Raw genomic sequence first — 19,994 nt, forward strand, 5'->3', positions numbered from 1 at the left:
CGGCGATCGCCGCGCCCCGACGGCTCTGCGGCCCCCGCTGCCGACCCGACCTTCGCCACCTGAGCCACCGCCGCCCGACCACGTCAGGAGGTGGCCGGGCATTCCCGTTCGGCCCTGTGATCGAAATCCGTTGCCGAGCCCGACGAGAACTCGATAACGTGGCCGTACACGTGAAAGGAGGTGGTCCAGACTTGTATAGCAATCGGACTCGTGAGGTGGCTGTCAGCTAGCCGCTGTCCTCGACAGTGATCGGCTCGCCGCGAGGCGGGCAAAAAGCACCATCGTCGAGACCGTGTGGCAGCGGTGCGGCGAATCCACGACAGCCACCCGACCCCCGGGGTGCCGGCCAAGTCCAGCCGGCCCGCGCACATGCGCGGAGCGCCCCGGGGGTCGCTCCATATCCGCAGGAGTGGCGATGTCAATGCGTGAGCTGGTGGTGCTGGGGACGGCCAGCCAGGCGCCGACCCGTCAGCGCAACCACAACGGGTACGTGCTGCGTTGGGACGACGAGGTGATCCTCTTCGACCCGGGTGAGGGCAGCCAGCGCCAACTCCTGCACACCACTGTCACCGCCACCGACCTGACCCGGGTCTGCGTCACCCACTTCCACGGCGACCACTGCCTGGGCCTGCCCGGCACCATCCAGCGGCTCTCCCTGGACCGGGTGGCGCACCCGGTCGCCGTGCACTTTCCCGCCGGCGGCGCCGAATACTTCGCCCGACTGCGGTACGCCACCTCGTTCTACGAGACCGCCGAACTGCGGGTCGAGCCCATCGAGGCGGACGGGCAACGGATCGCCCTGCGCTGCGGCACGCTGGAGGCACGCCGGCTTCGGCACCCCATCGAGACGTACGGCTACCGGCTGGTCGAGCCGGACGGGCACCGGATGCTGCCGGAGAAGCTGGCCGCGTACGGCATCACCGGGCCGGCCGTCGGCGAGCTGATCCGCGTCGGGCACCTGGACCTCGACGGACGCCGCGTCGCCCGGGACGAGGTGAGCGTGCCCCGGCCGGGGCAGCGGTTCGCGTTCGTGATGGACACCGGGCTCTGCGACGGGGTGTACGCCCTCGCCGAGCACGCCGACCTGCTGGTCATCGAGTCGACGTTCCTGGAGTCGGAGGCCGCGCTCGCCGCCGAGGTCGGCCACCTGACCGCGGCGCAGGCCGCCCGGGTGGCCACCGAGTCCGGGGTACGCCGACTCGTGCTCACCCACTTCTCCCAGCGCTACCCCGACCCGCGCCGGTTCCACGACGAGGCGCGCGCGCACTTCGACGGCGAACTGATCATCGCCGAGGATCTGACCACGGTGCAGCTTCCCCCGCGCCGGGTAGCCTCGGCCGGGTGACCGTCACGCTCCGCCCAGCGACCGAAGGCGACCTGATGGCGGTGGGTGCCCTGCACCAGCGCTCCCGGGTCGCCGCGTACTCCGCCTTCCTGCCGGCCGAGGCGCTGGCCGACCCGACACCGGAGGCGATGGGACGGTACTGGGTCGAGCGGTGGATCTGGGAGCGGGACACCCACCGGATGACAGTGGCCGAGCGGGCCGGGGCGTTGGTCGGGTTCAGCCACCTGGGCCCGGACGACGAGGACGACCCCGCCACCGGACTGCTCAACGCGATCCACCTCGACCCTGCCGAGCAGGGCCGCGGCGTCGGTCGCACCCTGATGGTGGACGCCCTGGAAGCCATGCGGGCGCAGGGCTGGCGGCGTGCCGTGCTCTGGGTGCTGCGGGACAACGCCCACGCCCGCTCGTTCTACGAGCGCGGCGGCTGGACCCCCACCGGCGACGAACGCGACGAGGCGATCGGGTCGGCCCCGACCCGACAACTCCGCTACGCCCGCCCCCTCTAACCGCCCACCCCGCCCCGCTCCGCCCCACCCCGCCTCGCTCCGCCCCCACCCCGCCTCGCTCCACCCCCACCTCGCCGATCTTGCACTTTCTGTCGGGACAAAACGCTGCAGTAACGACATTCAGGCGACAGTAAGTGCAAGATCGACGGGATGGGGGGGCGGGGACGGGGAGCGGGGGGGGGTTAGTGGGCGCCTAGGTGGGACAGGAGGTCCTGGCGGGTCAGGACGCCCTTGGGCTTGCCGTCGACCAGGACCAGGGCGGCGTCGGACTTCTCCAGCATGCCGACCGCCTCGCTCACCGGCTGACCACCACCGATCATCGGCAGCGGGTCGCCCATGTGCCGCTCGATCGTGTCGTGCAGGTGGGCCTGGCCGGTGAACAGCGCGTCGAGCAGGTCCCGTTCGGCGATCGAGCCGGCGACCTCACCGGTCACCACGGGCGGCTCGGCCTTGAGCACCGGCAGCTGCGAGACGCCGTACTCGCGCATGTAGTCGATCGCGTCGCGGACGGTCTCGGTCGGGTGCACGTGCACCAGCTCGGGCAGCCCGCCCGGCTTGCTGGCCAGTGCGTCGGCCACCGTCGGCTCCGCGCCCGAGTTGTCGAGGAAACCGTACCGGGCCATCCACGAGTCGTTGAAGATCTTGGAGAGGTAGCCACGACCGCCGTCGGGCAGCAGCACCACCACCACGTCGTCCGGGCCGGCCCGGCGGGCGACCTCCAGGGCGGCGACCACAGCCATTCCGCAGGAACCGCCGACCAGCAGCCCCTCCTCGCGGGCCAGTCGCCGGGTCATCTCGAAGGACGCCTTGTCGGAGACCTCCACGATCTCGTCGGCGACACCCCGGTCGTACGTCTCCGGCCAGAAGTCCTCGCCGACGCCCTCCACCAGGTACGGGCGGCCGGTGCCGCCGGAGTAGACAGAGCCCTCCGGGTCGGCCCCGACGATGCGCACCCGACCCTCGGACGCCTCCTTGAGGTACCTGCCGATGCCGGAGATGGTGCCGCCGGTGCCGACGCCGGTCACGAAGTGGGTGAGTTCGCCGTCGGTCTGCTTCCACAGCTCCGGGCCGGTCGTCTCGTAGTGCGAGCGCGGGTTGGCCGGGTTGCTGTACTGGTTGGGCTTCCAGGCGCCGGGGATCTCCCTGGTCAGCCGGTCGGAGACGTTGTAGTACGAGCGCGGGTCCTCCGGCGCGACGGCGGTCGGGCAGACCACCACCTCGGCGCCGTACGCCCGGAGCACGTCCTGCTTGTCCTGGCTGACCTTGTCGGGGCAGACGAAGACGCACTTGTAGCCCTTGAGCTGGGCCACCAGGGCCAACCCGACGCCGGTGTTGCCGCTGGTCGGCTCGACGATGGTGCCGCCGGGCTTGAGTAGGCCGGCGGCCTCGGCGTCCTCCACCATCCGCAGCGCGATCCGGTCCTTCACCGAGCCGCCCGGGTTGACGTACTCCACCTTGGCCAGCACGGTGGCCTGGATGCCCTCGGTGACGTTACGCAGACGCACCAGCGGGGTGTTTCCGATCATGTCGACGACGTTGTCGTAGTACTGCACGGTGTGCCCTTCGTTGCGGCGCCGACGGTGGCGGCCAGGAAGACGTTCGCTCACCGCCCAGCGTACGTGTCGTCAGGGCACCAACCCCCCGGGGATGACCGAGCTACGGCGGGCCTCCCACTCCAGGAACCTGTCGGTCTCGGCGAGCACGCTGCCGGCCAACCAGGTGACCATTACCGCGTCGTCGGCCAGCCCGAAGATCGCCAGCGGGATCTCCGGAAGCAGGTCGATCGGCGAGACGATGTACGCGGTCGCCGCGGTCATCAGGGCCAGCCGAAGGCCGCCGTCGTACTCCCCCTTGGTGGTGGCTCGAATCATCCGGGGCAGCGCGGCCAACCGCGTGCCGATCGACGGCCCGTTGCGCGCCCCGGCCGCCAGGGCCCGCGCCAGGGCCGTGAACGCCGCGCTGCGCTTCAGTGTCTTACCCATCGTCGCGCTCCTCTCCGCCGGATCAGCGTGGCGGGTCGGCGCAAGTCGGCCGGCCTCTGGAACCCAGGTACCCCGTCGCGTCGGTTTCCAGGCACCCGGGTGCCGTCACGACGACAGCGGTGTGTCGGGCCAGCGCGATAATGTCGAGATATGGGGGTGGCAGGTTTCGTCGTACCCGATGAGCGCTGGCGGCAGGCCAGGCGCGTCGCCCTGCTGGCCGCTATCGGGACCGGCGCCACAGCGGCGGCCGCTGTGGCGACCGGCGGGGTGCTGGTCGGCCAGGCCCGCCAGGCTCGACGGACCATCCCGATGGCCGAGGCGCCGCCGCCCCGCTGCGATGGGATGTACGGCGCGAAGTTTCCCGGTCCGGCGCTCACCATGGTCGTGCTCGGTGACTCGTCGGCGGCCGGCTACGGGGTGCACCGCCGTCGGGAGACGCCCGGGGCGCTGCTCGCCACCGGCCTGTCCCGTCGACTGCACCGGCCGGTGCAGCTGCACCGCTTCGCGGTGGTCGGTGCCATCTCGGCGGCGCTGCGCCACCAGGTGGAGGCGGCGCTGGAGTGCCGACCCGACATCGCGGTGATCCTCATCGGCGGCAACGACATCACCAACCGCACCCCGCGCGGTCTGGCGGTGCGCTACCTGGTCGAGGCGGTGCACTCCCTGCGTGACGAGGGGTGCGAGGTGGTCGTCGGCACCTGCCCCGACCTGGGCGCGATCCGCCCGATCCAGCCGCCTCTGCGCTGGCTGGCGCACCGCTGGAGCCGCCAGCTCGCGGCCGCCCAGACGGTGGCGGTGGTCGAGGCGGGTGGGTGGACGGTCTCCCTCGGTGACCTGCTCGGCCCCCGGTTCGCGGCCGAGCCGACCCGGATGTTCGCCTGGGACCGGTTCCACCCCTCCGCCGAGGGGTACGCGATGGCCGCCGCCGCGCTCCTGCCGACGATGCTTTCCGCCCTCGGCGCGACGCCGGAACGACGGGCCACACCGACGCGCGCCGACGGCGTACGGTCGCTGCCGAAGGCCGCGCAGGAGGCGGCTCGACACGCCGGCACGGAGGTCAGCGGCGTCCAGGTCCGGGGCCGCGACCGAGGGCCGGCCGGCCGTTGGGCGCAGCTACGCCGACGGGCGTTCTTCGGTGTCGGCGCGGTGCCGCAGCACGGGTCCGCCTCGGACACCTCGACAGTGGAGGGACTGGCATGAACGAGCGCAGCGCACGGAGCGTGACCTCCGGCCTCGCCGGCCGACTGGGTCGGGCGGCGGCGATCTCGCTGTTCGCCGGCACTGTCGGGGGCGCTGCCGTCCTCGCAGGTGAGGCGTTCATCGCCCGGCACCGACGCTACGCCGAACCGGAGCTCGGCCTTGCCCTGCGCGCCACTGTCGGCCGGGCGGGCGCTTCCCCGCTGCGACTGGTGTTGCTCGGCGACTCGTCGGCACTGGGAGTCGGTGTCGACCGTCTGGAGGACACCATCGGCGGGCAGTTGGCCAACCTGCTCGCCGAGGGCCCGGCCGGCCGCCGGGTGCACCTGTCCAGCGTCGGCGTCTCCGGCTCCCGCTCGACGGACCTCGCCACCCAGGTGGCCCGGGCCCTGCTCGGCGAGCGGCCCGACGTGGCGTTGATCCTGATCGGCGCGAACGACGCCACCGGGCTGCGCCGACCCTCCGACGCGGCGGCCTACCTCGGCGCGGCGGTGCACCGCCTGCGCGAGGCGCGCGTCGAGGTGGTGGTGGGCACCTGCCCGGACCTCGGGGCCGTACGTGCCATCGCGCCGCCGCTGCGGCAGGTGGTCGGCTGGTCCGGGCGTCGGGTGGCCCGCGCGCAGACCACTGCCGTGCTGGAGGCGGGGGGCGCGGTGGTCGACCTGGCCACCGAGACCGGGCCGGTGTTCCGGGCCGACGCCGGGACGCTCTGCCAGGACGGCTTCCACCCCTCCGCCGACGGCTACCGGGTGTGGGCGCACGCGCTGCTGCCCGCCATCGTCGCCGCGGCGGCGGCCACGACCCGGCGCTAGATCGCCCCCGGCCAGGGTGACATTTCCCGCCGCGCCGGCTTCTTCCGCGCCATGTTACCGGCGGGTTAACGTTGGTCCATGCCGATTGAGTCGTCCCGCGACGCCGTCATCGTCGCCACCGCCCGCTCCCCCATCGGCCGGGCGCACAAGGGTTCCCTGCGCGACGTCCGCTCCGACGACCTCGCCGCGACAATCGTCCAGGCCGCGCTGGACAAGATCCCCGCGCTCGATCCGACAACGATCGACGACCTCTACCTCGGCTGCGGCCTGCCCGGCGGCGAGCAGGGCTTCAACATGGCCCGGGTGGTGTCCACCCTCCTCGGTCTGGACACTGTCCCCGGGGCCACACTGACCCGCTACTGCGCCTCCTCGTTGCAGACCACCCGGATGGCGATGCACGCCATCCGGGCCGGCGAGGGCGATGTGTTCGTCTCCGCCGGGGTGGAGATGGTCTCCCGCTACGCCCGGGGCAGCTCCGACGGGCTGCCGCCCGAGGCGCAGGCACTGGTTGGCGGCGGCTGGGAGAACCCCCGGTTCGGGCCGGCCGGCGAGCGCTCGAAGCGCCGCGCGCAGGGCGGCGCCGAGGTGTGGACCGACCCGCGTGAGGCCGGCGAGCTGCCCGACATCTACCTGACCATGGGGCAGACCGCGGAGAACCTGGCCCAGGTGTACGACGTCACCCGCGCCGACATGGACGAGTTCGGCGTACGCAGCCAGAACCTCGCCGAGAAGGCCATCACCGACGGTTTCTGGGCCCGGGAGATCACAGGGGTCACCACGCCGGACGGCACGGTGGTGAGCACCGACGACGGGCCCCGGGCCGGCGTCACGCTCGACGCGGTCGCCGGGCTGAAGCCGGTGTTCCGCCCGGACGGTCGAATCACCGCCGGAAACTGCTGCCCGCTCAACGACGGGGCCGCCGCCGTGGTGGTGATGAGCGCCCAGCGGGCCGAGGAACTCGGGCTCACCCCGCTGGCCCGGATCGTCTCGACCGGTGTGACAGCCCTGTCGCCGGAGATCATGGGTCTCGGGCCGGTCGAGGCGTCCCGCCAGGCGCTGCGCCGAGCCGGCATGACCATCGACGACGTCGACCTCGTCGAGATCAACGAGGCGTTCGCCGCGCAGGTCATCCCCTCCTACCGCGAGCTGGGCATCCCGGAGGAGAAGCTGAACGTGATGGGTGGGGCCATCGCTGTCGGCCACCCGTTCGGCATGACCGGCGCCCGGATCACCGGCACCCTGCTCAACGCGCTGGAGTGGCACGACAAGACCATCGGTCTGGAGACCATGTGCGTGGGCGGTGGCCAGGGCATGGCCATGGTGCTGGAACGGCTCAGCTGAGCTGCCCTGCCTTTCAGAGCGCGCTGCGGGTCGCCGTCACCTCGGCGGCGGCCCGGGCCAGCGCCTCGGCCCCCGGGTCGGCGGCCAGCAGGTCCGCCGTGACCACCCGCAACTGATCGGGTAGGGCCAGGTCGTTGTCGAGCCGGGGCACCACCCGACGGGGCTCCCCCTCGGCGTCGGCGGCCAGGTTGGCGACCTCCTGCACCAGGCGGTGCACCAGGTCGGCGCGGGACACGTTGCCGACGGTCGCGACCGCCGCCCACCGGGGCTGCTGCCAGTGCGCGATCTGACGCACCAGCAACTGCACGGCCTTGTCCAACTCCGCTGCGCTCATCGCCGCCGAGTCTACGGCCGACACCGGCCGCGCCCGGGTCGGCCCGGTCAGCGGCGCAGGTAACTGAGCAGCCGCAGCAACTGCCAGTAGAGAAAGACCAACCCGGTGAGCAGGCCGAACGCGCTCAGCCACGCGTACCGACGGGCCCGGCCGTCCCGCACCGAGCGCTCGACGAGATCGAAGTCGAGGATGAAGCTGAACGCCCCGGCGATGATGGCCACCACCGAGAAGGCGTACGGCAGCCAGCCGACCTCCCCGCTGACGCTGTAGCCCGCCAGGCCCGGCCGCCCGCTGATCAGGTACGACACCAGGTTGACCACGCTGAGCACGGCGATGCCGAGCAGGGTGCCGATCACCAGGCGGGCCAGGCGGGGCGTCGCCCGGATCACCCGGGCCCGGTAGAGCGCCGCCATGCCGAGGAACACGCCGAAGGTGCCGGCCACCGCCTGCACCACGATGCCCGGATAGACCTGCTCGAAGGTGCGGCTCGCCACCCCCAGCAGCAGCCCCTGGAGGATGGCGTAGCCGACGATCGGCACCGGGTTGGTGATCGCTCGCAACGAGATGACCAGGACCAGCGCGATCGAGGCGAGCGCGCTGCCCGCCAGCGCGGCGCCCAGCCACACCGCGTCGGGGATCACCGCCCAGGACACCGCCGCGGCCACGCCGGTCACCAGCAGCAACCCGACGGTACGGACCACCACGTCGTCGACTGTCATCGGCTCGACGTCACGGGCGCCGAGCACCCGGGCCTCCACCCGGCCGGTTTCGTCCAGCCGGTTGAGCACCGGGTTGTTGCTGCGCACCGCCGCCTCCTTCGCCCGCGTACCCCCAGGGCATGTGTCAAAGCCCCTGGCCGGCCTGCGACGGGCCCAGACGACGACCGGCCGCGTTGGGAATTGGCCCGGATACGACACCGGTATCCGGGCCAATTCCCGCCTTGCCGGACCGCCGCCTGGACTCCGCCTCGGCTCGACCGAGGCTTTGACACATGCCCTCGCAGTCACTCTGCCTCGGGCGGACCGGCGGCGGCGGGCAAACGGCGCGGACGACGGCGCCCGCCCCCACCGGAGTGGGGACGGGCGCCGGTCGGCAGTGCGGACGAGGTCAGTCGTCGCCCTGGAAGTAGCTCAGCAGGCGCAGGATCTCGATGTAGAGCCAGACCAGGCTGACCAGGATGCCGAACGCGGCCACCCAGGAGTAGCGCTGGGGCAGGCCCATCCGGACGCCGTCCTCGATCTCCTTGAAGCTGAGCACGAAGCTCAGCGAGGCGACCACGATGCAGACCAGGCTGAAGCCGATGGCGAGCGGGCTGCCGTCGCGCAGGCCGGTGTTGACGCCGAACAGCGCCAACACCAGGTTGATCATCATGACAGCGAAGAGGCCGACCATCACGGCGATCATGCCCTTGACGAAGGCCGGGGTAGCCCGGATGACCTTCGCCCGGTAGAGCATCGCCATCAGGAAGAAGATCCCGAAGCTGGCTGCGGCGGCCTGGAGCACGATGCCGTCGTAGGCAGTCTCGAACGCCTTGCTGACCATGCCGACGAAGACACCCTCGACGACCGCGTACGCGATCACGAGCGCCGGGTTGGCCATCCGGGAGAACGAGATGATCAAGCCGAGCACCAGGCCGACCACCGCCGCGCCGACCCAGGCGGTACTGACCAGCGCGTCGGGCACGAGCACCCAGGCGGCCGCGGCGGTGATGCCGAGAATGCCGAGCAGAGCGACAGTCTTGACGACCACGTCGTCGACGGTCATCGGTGCCACGGTCGGCGGCGCGGCCGGGTAGTCGGCCTGGGACGGGTACTGCTGGGGAATGCCGGGCTGTCCGTACGGCCCGGCCGGGGCGTACCCGGCGGAGCGCTCCCGCTCGGCCGCTTGGCCGAGCCGGGCGAGCACCGGGTTCGAGGTCTTCACTGTCTGGCCTCCCTCAGGGGGTCGTTTGCACGTGAACGTGCCCTCCAAGAGTAAACGGCAGAGCCAAGTCCTGGAGATCACGAATGAGAATGTGTGAGTCGACCGGTGCCCGGGGCGGGGGTCGAACCCGCACGCCTTTCGGCAGCCGCTTTTAAGGCGGCCGTGTCTGCCTTTCCACCACCCGGGCGAGTGGCACCGGCGCGCCGACACGCCTGGTGCAGTGTCACCGTAGCCGGTCTGCGGCGACCCGGCGTACCCCGCCGGCCTGGCCACATTAGGGTCGATGCCGTGAGCAGCGCAGCCCCCACGGCCCCCGACGCCGCCCCTGAGCAGGCATTCCGCCTCGCCGATCAGGTCAACCGCCGACCCCGGGCCACCCGGCTGCTGGCCGCCGTCCGCCGCCACCGGGCGGACCTGCTGGCCGCACTGGTCTTCGCGGTGCTGGCCGGCTGGCTCACCCACGGGCTGTGGCCCGACCCGGGCGCCCGAATCCTGGCGCTCAACCCGGAGGACCAGGCCCTCTACGAGTGGTTCCTGGCGGTGGACGCCCGCGCGTTGCTCGGCGACTTCGACCTGCTCACCGACCGGCTCAACGCTCCCGACGGCGTGAACCTGATGACAAACACCACTGTGATCGCCCTCGGGGTCCTCTTCTCGCCGGTCACCCTGCTGCTGGGCGCACCTGTCACCTTCGCGCTGCTCGCAGCCGGCAACCTCGCCGGCACCGCACTCGCCTGGTACCTGCTGTTCCACCGGACGCTGCGCGCCCGCCGGGTGGCCGCCGCGCTCGGCGGCGGGCTGTGTGGATTCGGGCCCGGCATGGTCTCGCAGACCAACAGCCACCTGCACATGACCGCTCAGTGGCTGGTGCCGGTGATCGTCTGGCTGGTGGTCCGGCTGCTGCGGGCGGCCGACCCCGGGCCTGGGACACCCGACGAGACCGGCCGTACCCGCACCACCGGGCCGGACCGTCGGCGGATGTTCACCTCCGCGGTCGGGCTGGCCGGCGCGGTCAGCGCGCAGGTCTTCATCGGCGAGGAGGTGCTCTTCCTCGCCGCGATCACGCTGCTGGTGATGGCGGTCAGCTACGCCGTGTCGGACCGGGACCTGGCCCGCCGGGCGCTCCCCGGGTTCGCCGGCGGGTTGGCGATCGCCGGCGGGCTCGCCCTGCTGGTGCTCGGCTATCCGCTGTGGTTCCAGTTCGCCGGGCCGCAGGGAGTCGCCGACGGGATGTTCACCCCGGCCTACTTCTCCGCCGACCTGAGCAGTTGGTGGACGTTGTCCCCGCTGTCGGTGGCCGGCAGCGACGCATCCGCCCGGCTGACCACCGGCCCCGCCGAATACAACACGTTCCTCGGCTGGCCACTGCTGCTGGTCACCGCGGTCTGCGCGATCTGGGCCGGGCGACGCCGGCTGGTCTTCGCCTGCGTCGTGGCGGGCCTGGTGATGGGGGCGCTCTCGCTCGGCCCGGAGGTGGTGCTCGGCGGCACCAGGACGGCGATCCCCGGCCCGTACGCGGTGATCGGGGGGCTGCCGGTGGTGGACGGGGCGTTGCCGATGCGGTTCGCGCTGGCGTTGCTGCCGATCGTCGCGACGCTGCTGGTGCTCGCTGTCGACCGGGCCCTGCGCAGCTCCGGCCGGGCGCGGCGGCTGGTGCCCCTGGCCGTCGGCGTGGCGCTGCTGCCGGTCTTCCCGACCCCCCTGCCGACCGCCGGACGACCCGCCGTGCCGGAGTTCATCACCGGCGGCCACTGGCGGCAGTGCGTACCGCCGGGCGGGGTGCTGGTCCCGGTGCCACTGCCCACCCCGAAGGAGCCCTGGCCGATGCGCTGGGCGACCGCCGCCGACGCCGCTTTCGGGCTGCCGGAAGGCTTCTTCATCGGCCCGTACGGTAGGGGCGGCAGCGCGGCGATGGGCACCTTCAAGCAGCCCACCTCGGCGCTACTGGCGGACGTCGCCCGCCGTGGCGACCAACCGGCCATCGGCGACGAGCAGCGCCGCCAGGCGGTCCGCGACGCGGACTTCTGGGGCGCCTCCTGCGTGGCGCTCACCGACGACGCCCCCCACGCGGACAGCCTGCGCGCCACCCTGGAACAGCTCTACGGCCCAGCCACCCGCATCGCCGACGCCTGGACGTGGCGGGTCTAGACCAACGAAAACCCCGCCGATCTTGCACTTTCCGCCCGGACAGGCCGGAAGTGCAAGATCGACGGGGTTGGCGTCGGTTTCTGGTCAGACGCGGGGCGCGCCGACGGGCTGGGAGGCCTCGACGAACTCCTCGCGCGGGTCGTGCAGCTGACCCAGGGCGACCACCTCGCGCTTGAGGAAGAACGCCAACGACCAGTCCACCACCACGCGGACCTTCCGGTTGAACGACGGGATCCGGCTCATGTGGTACGTCCGGTGCATCACCCAGGCCGGCCAACCGGTCATCTTGATCCCGTACACCTGGGCCACGCCCTTGTGCAGGCCGAGGCTCGCCACGCTGCCCACGTGCTTGTGCTTGTAGTTCACCGGCTCGCGACCCCGGATCACCGCCGCGATGTTGTCGGCCATCCGGGCGGCCTGGCGCACCGCGTGCTGAGCGCTCGGCGAGCAGAAGTTGCCCGGCTCCTTCGTCAGGTCCGGCACGGCCGCGCAGTCCCCGGCGCTCCAGGCACCCTCGAGCACCTGGTCACCGTCGACCACCTGCAGCGTGGGCAGGCAGGTGATCCGTCGACGGTCGTCGCGCGGGAAGTCGGTCGAGTCCAGCATCGGCGACGGCTTCACACCGGCCGTCCAGACGATCGTGTCGGAGCGGAAGCTGTCACCGTCGGAGAGCTTGACCACCCCGTCGACGCAGGACTCCAGGCGGGTGTCCAGCCGGATGTCCATGTTGCGCTTCAGCAACTGCTGCACCGTGTAGGCACCCATGTCCCGGTCGACCTCGGGCAGCACCCGTTGGGTGGCCTCGACCAGCACCCAGCGGACCTCGTCCTGCTTGAGCTCCGGGTAGTAACGCAGGGCGTCGCGAGCCATGTCCTCCATCTCGGCGAGCGCCTCGATGCCGGCGTACCCACCGCCGACGAAGGTGAAGGTCAGCGCCGAACGGCGGACGTCCGGATCCGGCGTGGCAGCCGCCACGTCGAGCCGATCCAGCACGTGGTTGCGCAGGTAGATCGCCTCGCCGATGGTCTTGAACCCGATGCCCTGCTCGTGCAGGCCGGGGATCGGCAGGGTGCGGGAGACCGAACCCGGGGCCACGATCACGTGGTCGTAGGTGATCTCCCGGGCCGGGCCGCTGATCGGCTGCACGGTGGCCACCTTGCGGTCGTGCTCGATCCGCGTGACCGTGCCGGCCACCATCTTGCACCGGCGCAACTCCCGCCGCAGCGGCACCACCGAGTGCCGCGGGGAGATGTTGCCCGCCGCAGCCTCGGGCAGGAACGGCTGATAGGTCATGTGGGGTTGGGGGTCAACCACCATGACCTCAGCCTCACGGGAGCTGAGCTTCTTCGACAGGCGCAGGGCCGCATACAGACCGACGTGCCCGGCACCAACCACAAGGATCCGCTTCGGATTCACGTTGTCTATCTTTCCCCGGCCGGCTCAGGTAATCCCGCTCGCGCCCCCCATCTGTGACGGAGCACAACCCATGTGACCTGCGTAACCCTCGGCTCGCGGTGGTCACCGGCGCCGCAGAAGCCAGCCCAGCAACACTGCCACCCCCACCGCCACCAGCAGCCCCATCACTGTCACCCACTGGTATCCGGCGGCCTCACCCGTCCCCGTCGCCTGCAACAACAGCACGCCGAGCACGGCGGAACCCAACAGCACGGCGGCCGACCGCGCCAACCACCGGGTGATCAACTCGGGGTCCACCATCGCGTCATAGGGCAACAGCGCGGCCAGCGCGCACAGGGTGTGACCCAGGTAGAGCAGGGCCGCGACGCCGAGCAGCCGCCAGAGCGTGACCGGACGGCCGTACCCGTCGGTGGCGAGCAGCCAGCCGCCGACTGTGACCAACGCCGTGAAGGTCGTCCAGACCTTTCGCGGCCCGAACGCGGGCAGCAGGGCCGCCATCGCCAGCAAGAAGACCGGCCGGCCGGAAAGCACCTCGGCGGGGAAGGCCAGGGCGAACCCGGCAAACACGATGACGAAGATCCCGGCCCGGACCAGCAGCGGGGCCACACTGACGCGAGCGACGGCGTACTGCGCCGCCCGAACCCGCTCCACCAGAGCGTTCACCGCACCCGCCTTCCGTTCGCGACTGCGGGGCTCGCAAGCTCACTCCTCGCGCTCACCGCACCCGCCTTCCGTTCGCGACTGCTGGGCTCGCAAGCTCACTCCTCGCGCTCACCGCACCCGCCTTCCGTTCGCGACTGCGGGGCTCGCAAGCTCACTCCTCGCGCTCACCGGCCACCCACCCTCGGGGCCGTCGCCAACCGGGCCACGTCCCGCAACACCTGGTCCAGGCTGCCAGCACCGGCCCAGCGCACCACAGGTACGCCGTGCTCCCGGAGCTGGCCGATCATGATCTCCCGATCCAGGCGCCACAGCCGGTACGCCACCTCGGCCCAACCCCGGTCCTTCGGCGACGCCAGGTCGGCCGGCAGCGTGTCGACCGCCACCACGAACCGCCCACCGCGGGCCAACCGGGCGAGCATCTGCGCCGACCGTTCGTCCAGCAGCGGGGTGAGCACCACCACCAACGCGTCCGAGGAGAGCAACTGCGGGCCGAAGACCTGGTCGTACGGTTCGTGGGCGGACGCGTGGACCCGGACGTCGAGCAACCACTCCAGGACGGTCAGGTACTGCCGCCGCCCGGCAGCCGGCCGGAGCCGGCGGGCCGCCGGCCCGTACTCCAGCAGCGAGACCCGGTCGCCACGGTGCAGGTAGTGCTCGGCGATCGCGGCGGTGGCCCGGACCGTGGTGTCCAGCACCGACGCCGCGCCGTCCACCCCACCGGAGCGGCCCGCCTCGGCGAGCACGTCGAGCAGCACCACCACCTCCGCGTCCCGGTCGGAGAGGGTGGCGGCCACGTGCAGCTGCCGGGCCCGCAACGAGACACGCCAGTCGATCCGGCGCAGCCGGTCCCCGGGGGCGAAGACGCGTACGCCGGCAAGCTCGCCGCCCTCTCCGGGTCGGCGGGAGTGGTGCGCCCCGACCAGTCCGGCGGCGCGGGGCATCGCCTCAACCGCCTCGAACGGCTCGGTACGGGGATACACCCGTACCCGCACCGGCTCGATGATCACTGCCCGGGAGACCAGCAGACCCCCGGCGGTGGCGACCCGGGCACCGGCGGGGCCGATCGGGTGCCGGCCCCAGCGCAGGGCCTTGCCGGCCAGCTCCAGGTCCACGGCGGCGCCCATCGGCACCGAGGTCACGAACGGCCGGTCCGCTACGGAACGACGCCCGCCGTCGCCCTGCGCCGTCGCACCGGTTTCCGGGGTGGCGCTCGGCCCTCCGTCGTCGACGGCCTCGTCGCGGGCGAAGCCGGCCCTGTCGATGCGCAGCCACGGCGACACGCGGGTCCGCATCACCACCAGGTCGTAGTCGACAGTGTCCGGGTTGCCGACGCTCACCGCCGCCGCCACGTCACCGCCCTCGACCAGCGGCCCACCGTCGGCCTGGCTGATCCACACCTGCGGCAGCGCCGTGGGCCGTCGGCGCAACGCGTAGGCGGTGCCCAACGCGAACGGGGCGGCGAGCACGATGAGGTCCACCCGGCCCAGCAGCACCCCGGCCACCAGCAGCAGGCCGGCGAGCAGCACCGCGCGGCCGAGCGCCGGGGTGGGCGCCCAGCCGGCAGCCGGTTCCGCTTCGGTGGCAGTCGGCACTGTCGGTCCGGTCATCAGTGCCGGGGCCCGCCGGCGGCGTAGCTGGGCAGCGCGCCACTGGCCGGGGCGGGAGTCGCCTCCAGCACCTCGCCCACCACGAACGCCGGGTCGACCCGGCGCAACCACATCTCCGGGCGCAGGGTGATCCGGTGGGCCAGGGCGGGCGCCGCCACCGACTTGACGTCCTCCGGCACCACGTAGTCCCGTCCGCCGAACACCGCGCGGACCCGGGCCAGCAGCAGCAGCGCCAGCGAACCGCGGGGTGAGGCGCCGACCAGCACCGACGGGTGCTCCCGGGTGGCAGCGGTGAGCGACACGATGTAGCGGCCGATGGAGTCCTCCACCACCACGTCCTCCAGGGCGGCCTGCATGGCCCGCAGCGTCGCCGCGTCGACAACCGCCTTGATGTCCGCCTCCTCCCGGCGACGGCTCATCCGACGGCGCAGCACCTCCCACTCCTCTTCGTGCTGCGGGTAACCGAACGAGACCCGCAGCAGGAACCGGTCCAGCTGCGCCTCCGGCAGCGGGTAGGTGCCCTCGTACTCGATGGGGTTGGCGGTGGCCAGCACGTGGAACGGTTCGTCGAGCTTGTAGGTCACACCCTCGACCGACACCTGCTTCTCCTGCATCGCCTCCAGCAGCGCGGACTGGGTCTTCGGCGGCGTCCGATTGATCTCGTCGGCGAGGAGCAGGTTGGTGAAGACCGGGCCGGCCCGGAAGGTGAAGTCGCCGTTGCGCTGGTCGTACAGGAAGGAGCCGGTGACGTCGGCGGGGAGCAGGTCGGGAGTGAACTGCAACCGACGGAAGTCCAACCCGAGGGCCTGGGCGAACGAGCGGGCGGTGAGTGTCTTACCGAGGCCTGGCAGGTCCTCCAGGAGCACGTGCCCGCCCGCGAGGATGCCGGCGAGGACCAGCTCCAACGCGTCCCGTTTGCCGACCACGACGGTGCCGACCGCGTCCAGGACCGCCCGAGCCAGGTGCCCGACCTCGGCGGGGGCAATGCTCCGGTCCACGTCGTTCATCAGATGCTCTCCAGTTCGGCGACGATCACCGCGAGGTCGCGCGGCGACGGGGTGCGGCGAGGCGGGGTCTCCAGGAACGTCCACAGGCGGTCACCCAGCAGGACGCGAGCGCGGGCGGGATCCGACTCACGGGTGACGCCGTGCTTCAGCCGCATCCGCTCGTCGGCCAGTTCACCGATCCGGGGAAGGACCACCTCGGTGAAACGTTCGGTTCGGTTCGAGGACCAGTCCAGGGGCCGTTCCCACTGGTTGATCGCGCCACGCAGCGCGTCCCGGGCGCCCCAGTTGTAGTTGCCGTCCTCTTCGCCCGCGCCGGCCCGGCGAGCCGGCGGCGGCGGGGGTGGCGGCGCGAGCAGGGCGGTGACCCGGCGGACCGCCAGCACGGCGAGCACCCCGGCGATCAGTACGGGCAGCGAGACCTGGAGGCCCACCGCGCGGAGGCCGACCAGCAGGACCGCGACCACCGCGGCGGCCCACGCGAGCGAGCGCAGCACCGGACGCCATCGGGACGGGCGCGCCTGCGGACCGACCGGCGCGGCCTCCTCCTCGAACGCGAGCAGATCGTCGATGCTGGTGCTGCTCATGAGGCCACCGCCGCGGTGAGCTCTCCGCGCAGCCGGCCGAGCGCGGCGCGGGCCTGGTCCCGGGTGCGTTCGCCGACCGGGTGGGTGGCGTACCGGGCCTCCCGGTAGACGTGCGCGAACTCGGCCAGCACGTCGGTGCTGGCGATGGCCGGCACGCCCGCCCCCGGGTCGCCCTGCAACAGTCGGCTGACCAGGTCGGTGGGGGTGTCTCCGGCGAACTTCGGCACACCGGCAGCGGCGGCCGTCTCCTCCAGGCGCACCCAGCAGGCGATCACCGCCACCCGGGGGTCGGTGTCCCGGTCGTCGAGTTCCACCAGGCCGGCGTCGAGGGCGGCGACCACCTCACGGGCGGTGCCCTCGGCGGTACGGCGGGCCCGCTGCGCAGGAAGCGCCCGGGTGGTACGGCGCAGCGCGCCCCGGATCAGCACCCAGCTGAGGTAGCCGAGCGCGGTGAGGATGGCCAGCCCGAGCAGGACCACCGCCACGGTGCCGACCCACTGCGGGATGTGCGCCTGGGTGGCCTCGCCGGCGTCGCGTGGCTCGAACGGGATGGACGGTGACGGCTCAACGGTCGGGTACTCGGGAACCCAGGGAACGTTGTCCGCGGCCGGCGGGATGCGACTGGCCCCGATCGACGAGTGAGCGGACGCCAACGCGGCACCGGCGAGCAGCGCGGCGACCGCGCCGACCGGCCACCACCGGCGGAGCAGGCCCAACACCGGCCGCAGCACACCCGGCTCGGCGGACTGTACCGGTGTGGGCGGGCGTGTTCCGTCTGTCATCGCCACCACCCCACGCGTCGTCTCAGTCCACTCCGGCCAGCTGTTTGGCCTGGCCGAAGACGTCGTCCAACATCCCTGGTGTCAACCGCCCGGTGAAGGTGTTCTGCTGACTGACGTGGTAGCAGCCGAGCACGTCCGGAGCGTTCGTGCCGGACCAGTGTGCCCCATGACCGAACGCCGGTCGCGGGCTGGGCGGGCGCTGCCCGTACACCGCTCGGAGCACCGGCCACCACGCGGCCCAGGCGAACGCGCCCAGCGCGACAACCACCCGCAGCGTCGGCCGGATCAACGTGACCTCGCGGTGCAGCCAGGGCGCGCAGGTGTCCCGTTCCAGGGGGGTCGGCTTGTTGTCCGGAGGCGCACACCGGACGGCCGAGAAGATCCGCAGGTCGCGCACTGTGAGCCCGTCGTCGGCGGCGACGCTGGTCGGCTGGTTGGCCAGCCCGGCCCGGTGCAGCGCGGCGAACAGCACGTCACCCGACCGGTCACCGGTGAAGATCCGGCCGGTGCGGTTGCCACCGTGTGCGGCGGGTGCCAGCCCGAGGATGGCGATCCGGGCGTCAGCGCTGCCGAGGCCCGGCACCGGCCGACCCCAGTACTCCTGGTCACGGAAGGCGGCCCGGCGGGTGCGGGCCACCTCCTCCCGCCATTGGACCAGCCGTGGGCAGGCGAAACAGTCGCTCACCGCCGCGTCGAGGTCGGCCAGGTCGGTCGCCCGCGCTGCGCGGGCGACCACCTGTGCGGGGGTACGCGTCTCAGCCAAGCTTGGCCCGGAAGAGTTCCAGGGTGCGGGCCCAGGCGCTGGCGGCGGCGCGCTGGTCGAACGCCTCCGGCCGGTCGTCGTTGAAGAAGGCGTGCGAGGTGCCCGGGTAGTCGTAGAGGTGGCAGTCGCCGCCGGCCTCCTCGATGGCCCGCCGGGCGGTCTGTACGCCCTCATCGGCCGAGGTGCCGTCCTCTTCGGAGCAGTGGATGACCGCTGCCTTGCCGGCGTAGTCGGCCCAGTCGGGGCGCATCGACTCCCAGGGCAGCACGGGATAGAAACCGGCGGTCGCGACGATCCGCTCGGAGATGGTGGCCGACCAGAGGGCCAGGCTGCCACCGGCGCAGAAGCCCACGGCGCCGACCTTACCGGTGACCTCGGGTCGCCCGGCGAGATAGTCGGCAGCGCCGGCGATGTCCTTCGCCGCCTCGTCCATCCGCATCGCCAGCAGGAGCCGCTGCGCCTCGTCCGGCTCGCTGGTCGTCTCACCGTGGTAGAAGTCCGGGGCGAGGGCGACGAAGCCGGCTTCGGCGAACCGGTCCGCCACCGACCGGATGTGCGGGACCAGACCCCACCATTCCTGAATGACGATGACGGCGGGGCTGGCCGTGCCGCTGGCGGGTATCGCGAGATACCCCTCGCTCGTGCCCCCGTTGCTGCGGTAGCTCACCATTTCGCCCATGGGCCGTCCTCCTAGCGGTCAGTCATCGTTGGCTGGTCGCCCAGTGGTCCTACGTGCCGGTAGCCTGCCACGCCACGCGGCCGTCGGGAAGACGCCGGAACAGTGGCATTCACCTCCTGTTCGCCCCCCGGTGACTCCGGGTACGCCGACGGCGGCGGGGTCTGCTCCCGCCGCCGTCGATGCCGAGCTACCGCTGTGGTCAGACCTTCTTGGTCAGGCAGAGCACGTAGCCCGTCTTGCCCGGCTCGATGCTGGAGAAGATGTACCCCTCCTCGCCCTCCTTGAAGAACTGGGTGCAGGTGGTGTCGGCCTTGGCCTGAGCCTCGCTCTGGCCGTCCACCCGACCGACCACGCTGTACGCCGCGTCGGTGGAGGTGCACTCGACGACCTTGGCGCCGTCGACCTCCTCCTGCTCGGTGCCGGTGACCTCGGGCAGCTCGGCGATGCAGTCACCGGTCTTGGCGGCTGCCGTCTCGTCCTTGTTGAAGTAGTTGCCGATCGCCGAGGCGACGCCGAACTTCAGACCGGCGATGACGACGACGGCGAGGATCGCACCGACGATGCCGAGGGCCTTCTTCGCACCGGACTTCTCCGCCGTCGGCTCGGCCGCCGGCGGCGTCTCGGCCGTCAGCGGCGTCGCGGCCGTCGGCTCCGTCTCGGCCGTCGGCTCCGTCTCGGCCGTCAGCGGCGTCTCGGCGGCCGGCGGCGTCTCGGCCGTCGGCTCCGGCTTGGCCGTCGGCGGTGTGTCGGCGGCCGGCTCCGGCTCGGCCTGCTGCGGCGCGGCCGCTTGCGGCGTCTCGACGGCCGGCTCAGGGGTTGCGGCGTCGGGCGCGGGGGGCGGTGCGACCTGCTCTGGCACGGGGGTTCCTTCCGAGGGGTTGATGAGCAGACGACACCGTAACGAT

At 72.2% G+C, this 19,994-nt stretch carries 19 protein-coding genes, 1 tRNA gene and 1 pseudogene; 6 read left to right on the forward strand and 15 right to left on the reverse strand.

Annotated elements, in window-relative coordinates; all coding sequences use genetic code 11:
* Positions 1–415: 415 nt before the first annotated feature.
* Together MED01_RS01195 and MED01_RS01200 are read left to right on the forward strand one after the other, a co-directional pair.
* Positions 416–1,345, forward strand: a complete 930-nt coding sequence (locus MED01_RS01195; protein ID WP_238666660.1) for a ribonuclease Z — start codon at positions 416–418, stop codon at positions 1,343–1,345.
* Positions 1,342–1,851 carry a GNAT family N-acetyltransferase gene (locus MED01_RS01200; protein ID WP_238666661.1) on the forward strand — a complete coding sequence of 170 codons (510 nt, stop codon included), beginning with the start codon at positions 1,342–1,344 and terminating at the stop codon, positions 1,849–1,851. Before MED01_RS01195 ends, MED01_RS01200 begins: the two co-directional genes overlap by 4 nt.
* Before the next feature lie 182 nt (positions 1,852–2,033).
* On the opposite strand, the gene MED01_RS01205 is transcribed toward MED01_RS01200, so the two are convergent.
* Together MED01_RS01205 and MED01_RS01210 are read right to left on the reverse strand one after the other, a co-directional pair.
* Entirely contained in the window at positions 2,034–3,404 is a 1,371-nt protein-coding gene (locus MED01_RS01205; RefSeq protein WP_210787667.1) for a cystathionine beta-synthase, read from the reverse strand.
* Between the two features lie 72 nt (positions 3,405–3,476).
* Positions 3,477–3,833 (reverse strand): YkvA family protein, encoded by a 357-nt coding sequence (locus tag MED01_RS01210; protein ID WP_112582466.1) that lies wholly within the window; start codon positions 3,831–3,833, stop codon positions 3,477–3,479.
* 150 nt (positions 3,834–3,983) lie between these two features.
* Here MED01_RS01210 and MED01_RS01215 point away from each other — a divergent pair.
* The 3 genes and pseudogenes from MED01_RS01215 to MED01_RS01225 all read left to right on the forward strand — a co-directional run.
* A pseudogene (locus MED01_RS01215) lies at positions 3,984–5,044 on the forward strand (SGNH/GDSL hydrolase family protein); the annotation flags it as partial.
* Entirely contained in the window at positions 5,030–5,842 is an 813-nt protein-coding gene (locus MED01_RS01220) for an SGNH/GDSL hydrolase family protein (protein WP_238666663.1), read from the forward strand. The pseudogene MED01_RS01215 and the gene MED01_RS01220, both read left to right, overlap by 15 nt.
* 78 nt (positions 5,843–5,920) lie before the next feature.
* Positions 5,921–7,183, forward strand: coding sequence for an acetyl-CoA C-acetyltransferase (locus tag MED01_RS01225; RefSeq protein ID WP_238666664.1), 1,263 nt, complete (start codon positions 5,921–5,923; stop codon positions 7,181–7,183).
* A gap of 13 nt (positions 7,184–7,196) precedes the next feature.
* On the opposite strand, the gene MED01_RS01230 is transcribed toward MED01_RS01225, so the two are convergent.
* The 4 genes from MED01_RS01230 to MED01_RS01245 all read right to left on the reverse strand — a co-directional run bounded on the left by MED01_RS01230 (position 7,197) and on the right by MED01_RS01245 (position 9,627).
* A complete protein-coding gene (locus tag MED01_RS01230) occupies positions 7,197–7,517 on the reverse strand; it encodes a hypothetical protein (protein ID WP_238666665.1) in 321 nt (106 codons plus the stop codon).
* A gap of 47 nt (positions 7,518–7,564) precedes the next feature.
* The gene (locus MED01_RS01235) at positions 7,565–8,323 is read right to left on the reverse strand and encodes a Bax inhibitor-1/YccA family protein (protein WP_238666666.1); all 759 of its coding nucleotides are present in this window, start codon (positions 8,321–8,323) and stop codon (positions 7,565–7,567) included.
* A 301-nt stretch (positions 8,324–8,624) separates the two neighbouring features.
* On the reverse strand, positions 8,625–9,440 hold the full coding sequence (locus MED01_RS01240) for a Bax inhibitor-1/YccA family protein (protein ID WP_238666667.1): 816 nt from the start codon (positions 9,438–9,440) through the stop codon (positions 8,625–8,627).
* A gap of 106 nt (positions 9,441–9,546) precedes the next feature.
* Positions 9,547–9,627 (reverse strand) — tRNA-Leu (locus MED01_RS01245).
* Between the two features lie 101 nt (positions 9,628–9,728).
* Here MED01_RS01245 and MED01_RS01250 point away from each other — a divergent pair.
* Complete coding sequence (locus tag MED01_RS01250) at positions 9,729–11,588, forward strand: hypothetical protein (RefSeq protein WP_238666668.1); 1,860 nt, start codon at positions 9,729–9,731, stop codon at positions 11,586–11,588.
* 84 nt (positions 11,589–11,672) lie between these two features.
* Here the strand turns inward: MED01_RS01250 and MED01_RS01255 are convergent, their stop codons facing one another.
* The 9 genes from MED01_RS01255 to MED01_RS01295 all read right to left on the reverse strand — a co-directional run bounded on the left by MED01_RS01255 (position 11,673) and on the right by MED01_RS01295 (position 19,948).
* A complete protein-coding gene (locus MED01_RS01255) occupies positions 11,673–13,004 on the reverse strand; it encodes an NAD(P)/FAD-dependent oxidoreductase (RefSeq protein WP_124857748.1) in 1,332 nt (443 codons plus the stop codon).
* 102 nt (positions 13,005–13,106) lie between these two features.
* The gene (locus tag MED01_RS01260) at positions 13,107–13,667 is read right to left on the reverse strand and encodes a hypothetical protein (protein WP_238666669.1); all 561 of its coding nucleotides are present in this window, start codon (positions 13,665–13,667) and stop codon (positions 13,107–13,109) included.
* Positions 13,668–13,831: 164 nt separating this feature from the next.
* Entirely contained in the window at positions 13,832–15,274 is a 1,443-nt protein-coding gene (locus MED01_RS01265) for a DUF58 domain-containing protein (protein ID WP_238666670.1), read from the reverse strand.
* Complete coding sequence (locus MED01_RS01270; RefSeq protein WP_091394243.1) at positions 15,274–16,281, reverse strand: AAA family ATPase; 1,008 nt, start codon at positions 16,279–16,281, stop codon at positions 15,274–15,276. The genes MED01_RS01265 and MED01_RS01270 overlap by 1 nt, the downstream gene beginning before the upstream one ends.
* Complete coding sequence (locus MED01_RS01275) at positions 16,281–16,865, reverse strand: hypothetical protein (RefSeq protein WP_238666671.1); 585 nt, start codon at positions 16,863–16,865, stop codon at positions 16,281–16,283. Before MED01_RS01275 ends, MED01_RS01270 begins: the two co-directional genes overlap by 1 nt.
* Positions 16,862–17,647: a DUF4129 domain-containing protein gene (locus MED01_RS01280; protein ID WP_238666672.1), complete on the reverse strand. Its 786-nt coding sequence runs from the start codon at positions 17,645–17,647 to the stop codon at positions 16,862–16,864. Before MED01_RS01280 ends, MED01_RS01275 begins: the two co-directional genes overlap by 4 nt.
* 22 nt (positions 17,648–17,669) lie before the next feature.
* Positions 17,670–18,383, reverse strand: coding sequence for a uracil-DNA glycosylase (locus tag MED01_RS01285; RefSeq protein WP_308193386.1), 714 nt, complete (start codon positions 18,381–18,383; stop codon positions 17,670–17,672).
* 19 nt (positions 18,384–18,402) lie between these two features.
* Complete coding sequence (locus tag MED01_RS01290; protein ID WP_112671006.1) at positions 18,403–19,089, reverse strand: dienelactone hydrolase family protein; 687 nt, start codon at positions 19,087–19,089, stop codon at positions 18,403–18,405.
* A gap of 199 nt (positions 19,090–19,288) precedes the next feature.
* Positions 19,289–19,948, reverse strand: coding sequence for an LppU/SCO3897 family protein (locus tag MED01_RS01295; RefSeq protein WP_238666673.1), 660 nt, complete (start codon positions 19,946–19,948; stop codon positions 19,289–19,291).
* Positions 19,949–19,994 lie beyond the last annotated feature (46 nt).

The organism is Micromonospora alfalfae, assembly GCF_022230925.1.
Taxonomy (GTDB): Bacteria; Actinomycetota; Actinomycetes; order Mycobacteriales; family Micromonosporaceae; genus Micromonospora; species Micromonospora alfalfae.

Bases quoted from the DNA above. Each gene is read 5' to 3' on its own strand.
- MED01_RS01270 (WP_091394243.1), bottom strand. From the start codon at position 16,281: ATGAACGACGTGGACCGGAGCATTGCCCCCGCCGAGGTCGGGCACCTG.
- MED01_RS01220 (WP_238666663.1), top strand. From the start codon at position 5,030: ATGAACGAGCGCAGCGCACGGAGCGTGACCTCCGGCCTCGCCGGCCGA.
- MED01_RS01290 (WP_112671006.1), bottom strand. From the start codon at position 19,089: ATGGGCGAAATGGTGAGCTACCGCAGCAACGGGGGCACGAGCGAGGGG.
- MED01_RS01275 (WP_238666671.1), bottom strand. From the start codon at position 16,865: ATGAGCAGCACCAGCATCGACGATCTGCTCGCGTTCGAGGAGGAGGCC.
- MED01_RS01210 (WP_112582466.1), bottom strand. From the start codon at position 3,833: ATGGGTAAGACACTGAAGCGCAGCGCGGCGTTCACGGCCCTGGCGCGG.
- MED01_RS01225 (WP_238666664.1), top strand. From the start codon at position 5,921: ATGCCGATTGAGTCGTCCCGCGACGCCGTCATCGTCGCCACCGCCCGC.
- MED01_RS01230 (WP_238666665.1), bottom strand. From the start codon at position 7,517: ATGAGCGCAGCGGAGTTGGACAAGGCCGTGCAGTTGCTGGTGCGTCAG.
- MED01_RS01195 (WP_238666660.1), top strand. From the start codon at position 416: ATGTCAATGCGTGAGCTGGTGGTGCTGGGGACGGCCAGCCAGGCGCCG.
- MED01_RS01265 (WP_238666670.1), bottom strand. From the start codon at position 15,274: ATGACCGGACCGACAGTGCCGACTGCCACCGAAGCGGAACCGGCTGCC.
- MED01_RS01280 (WP_238666672.1), bottom strand. From the start codon at position 17,647: ATGACAGACGGAACACGCCCGCCCACACCGGTACAGTCCGCCGAGCCG.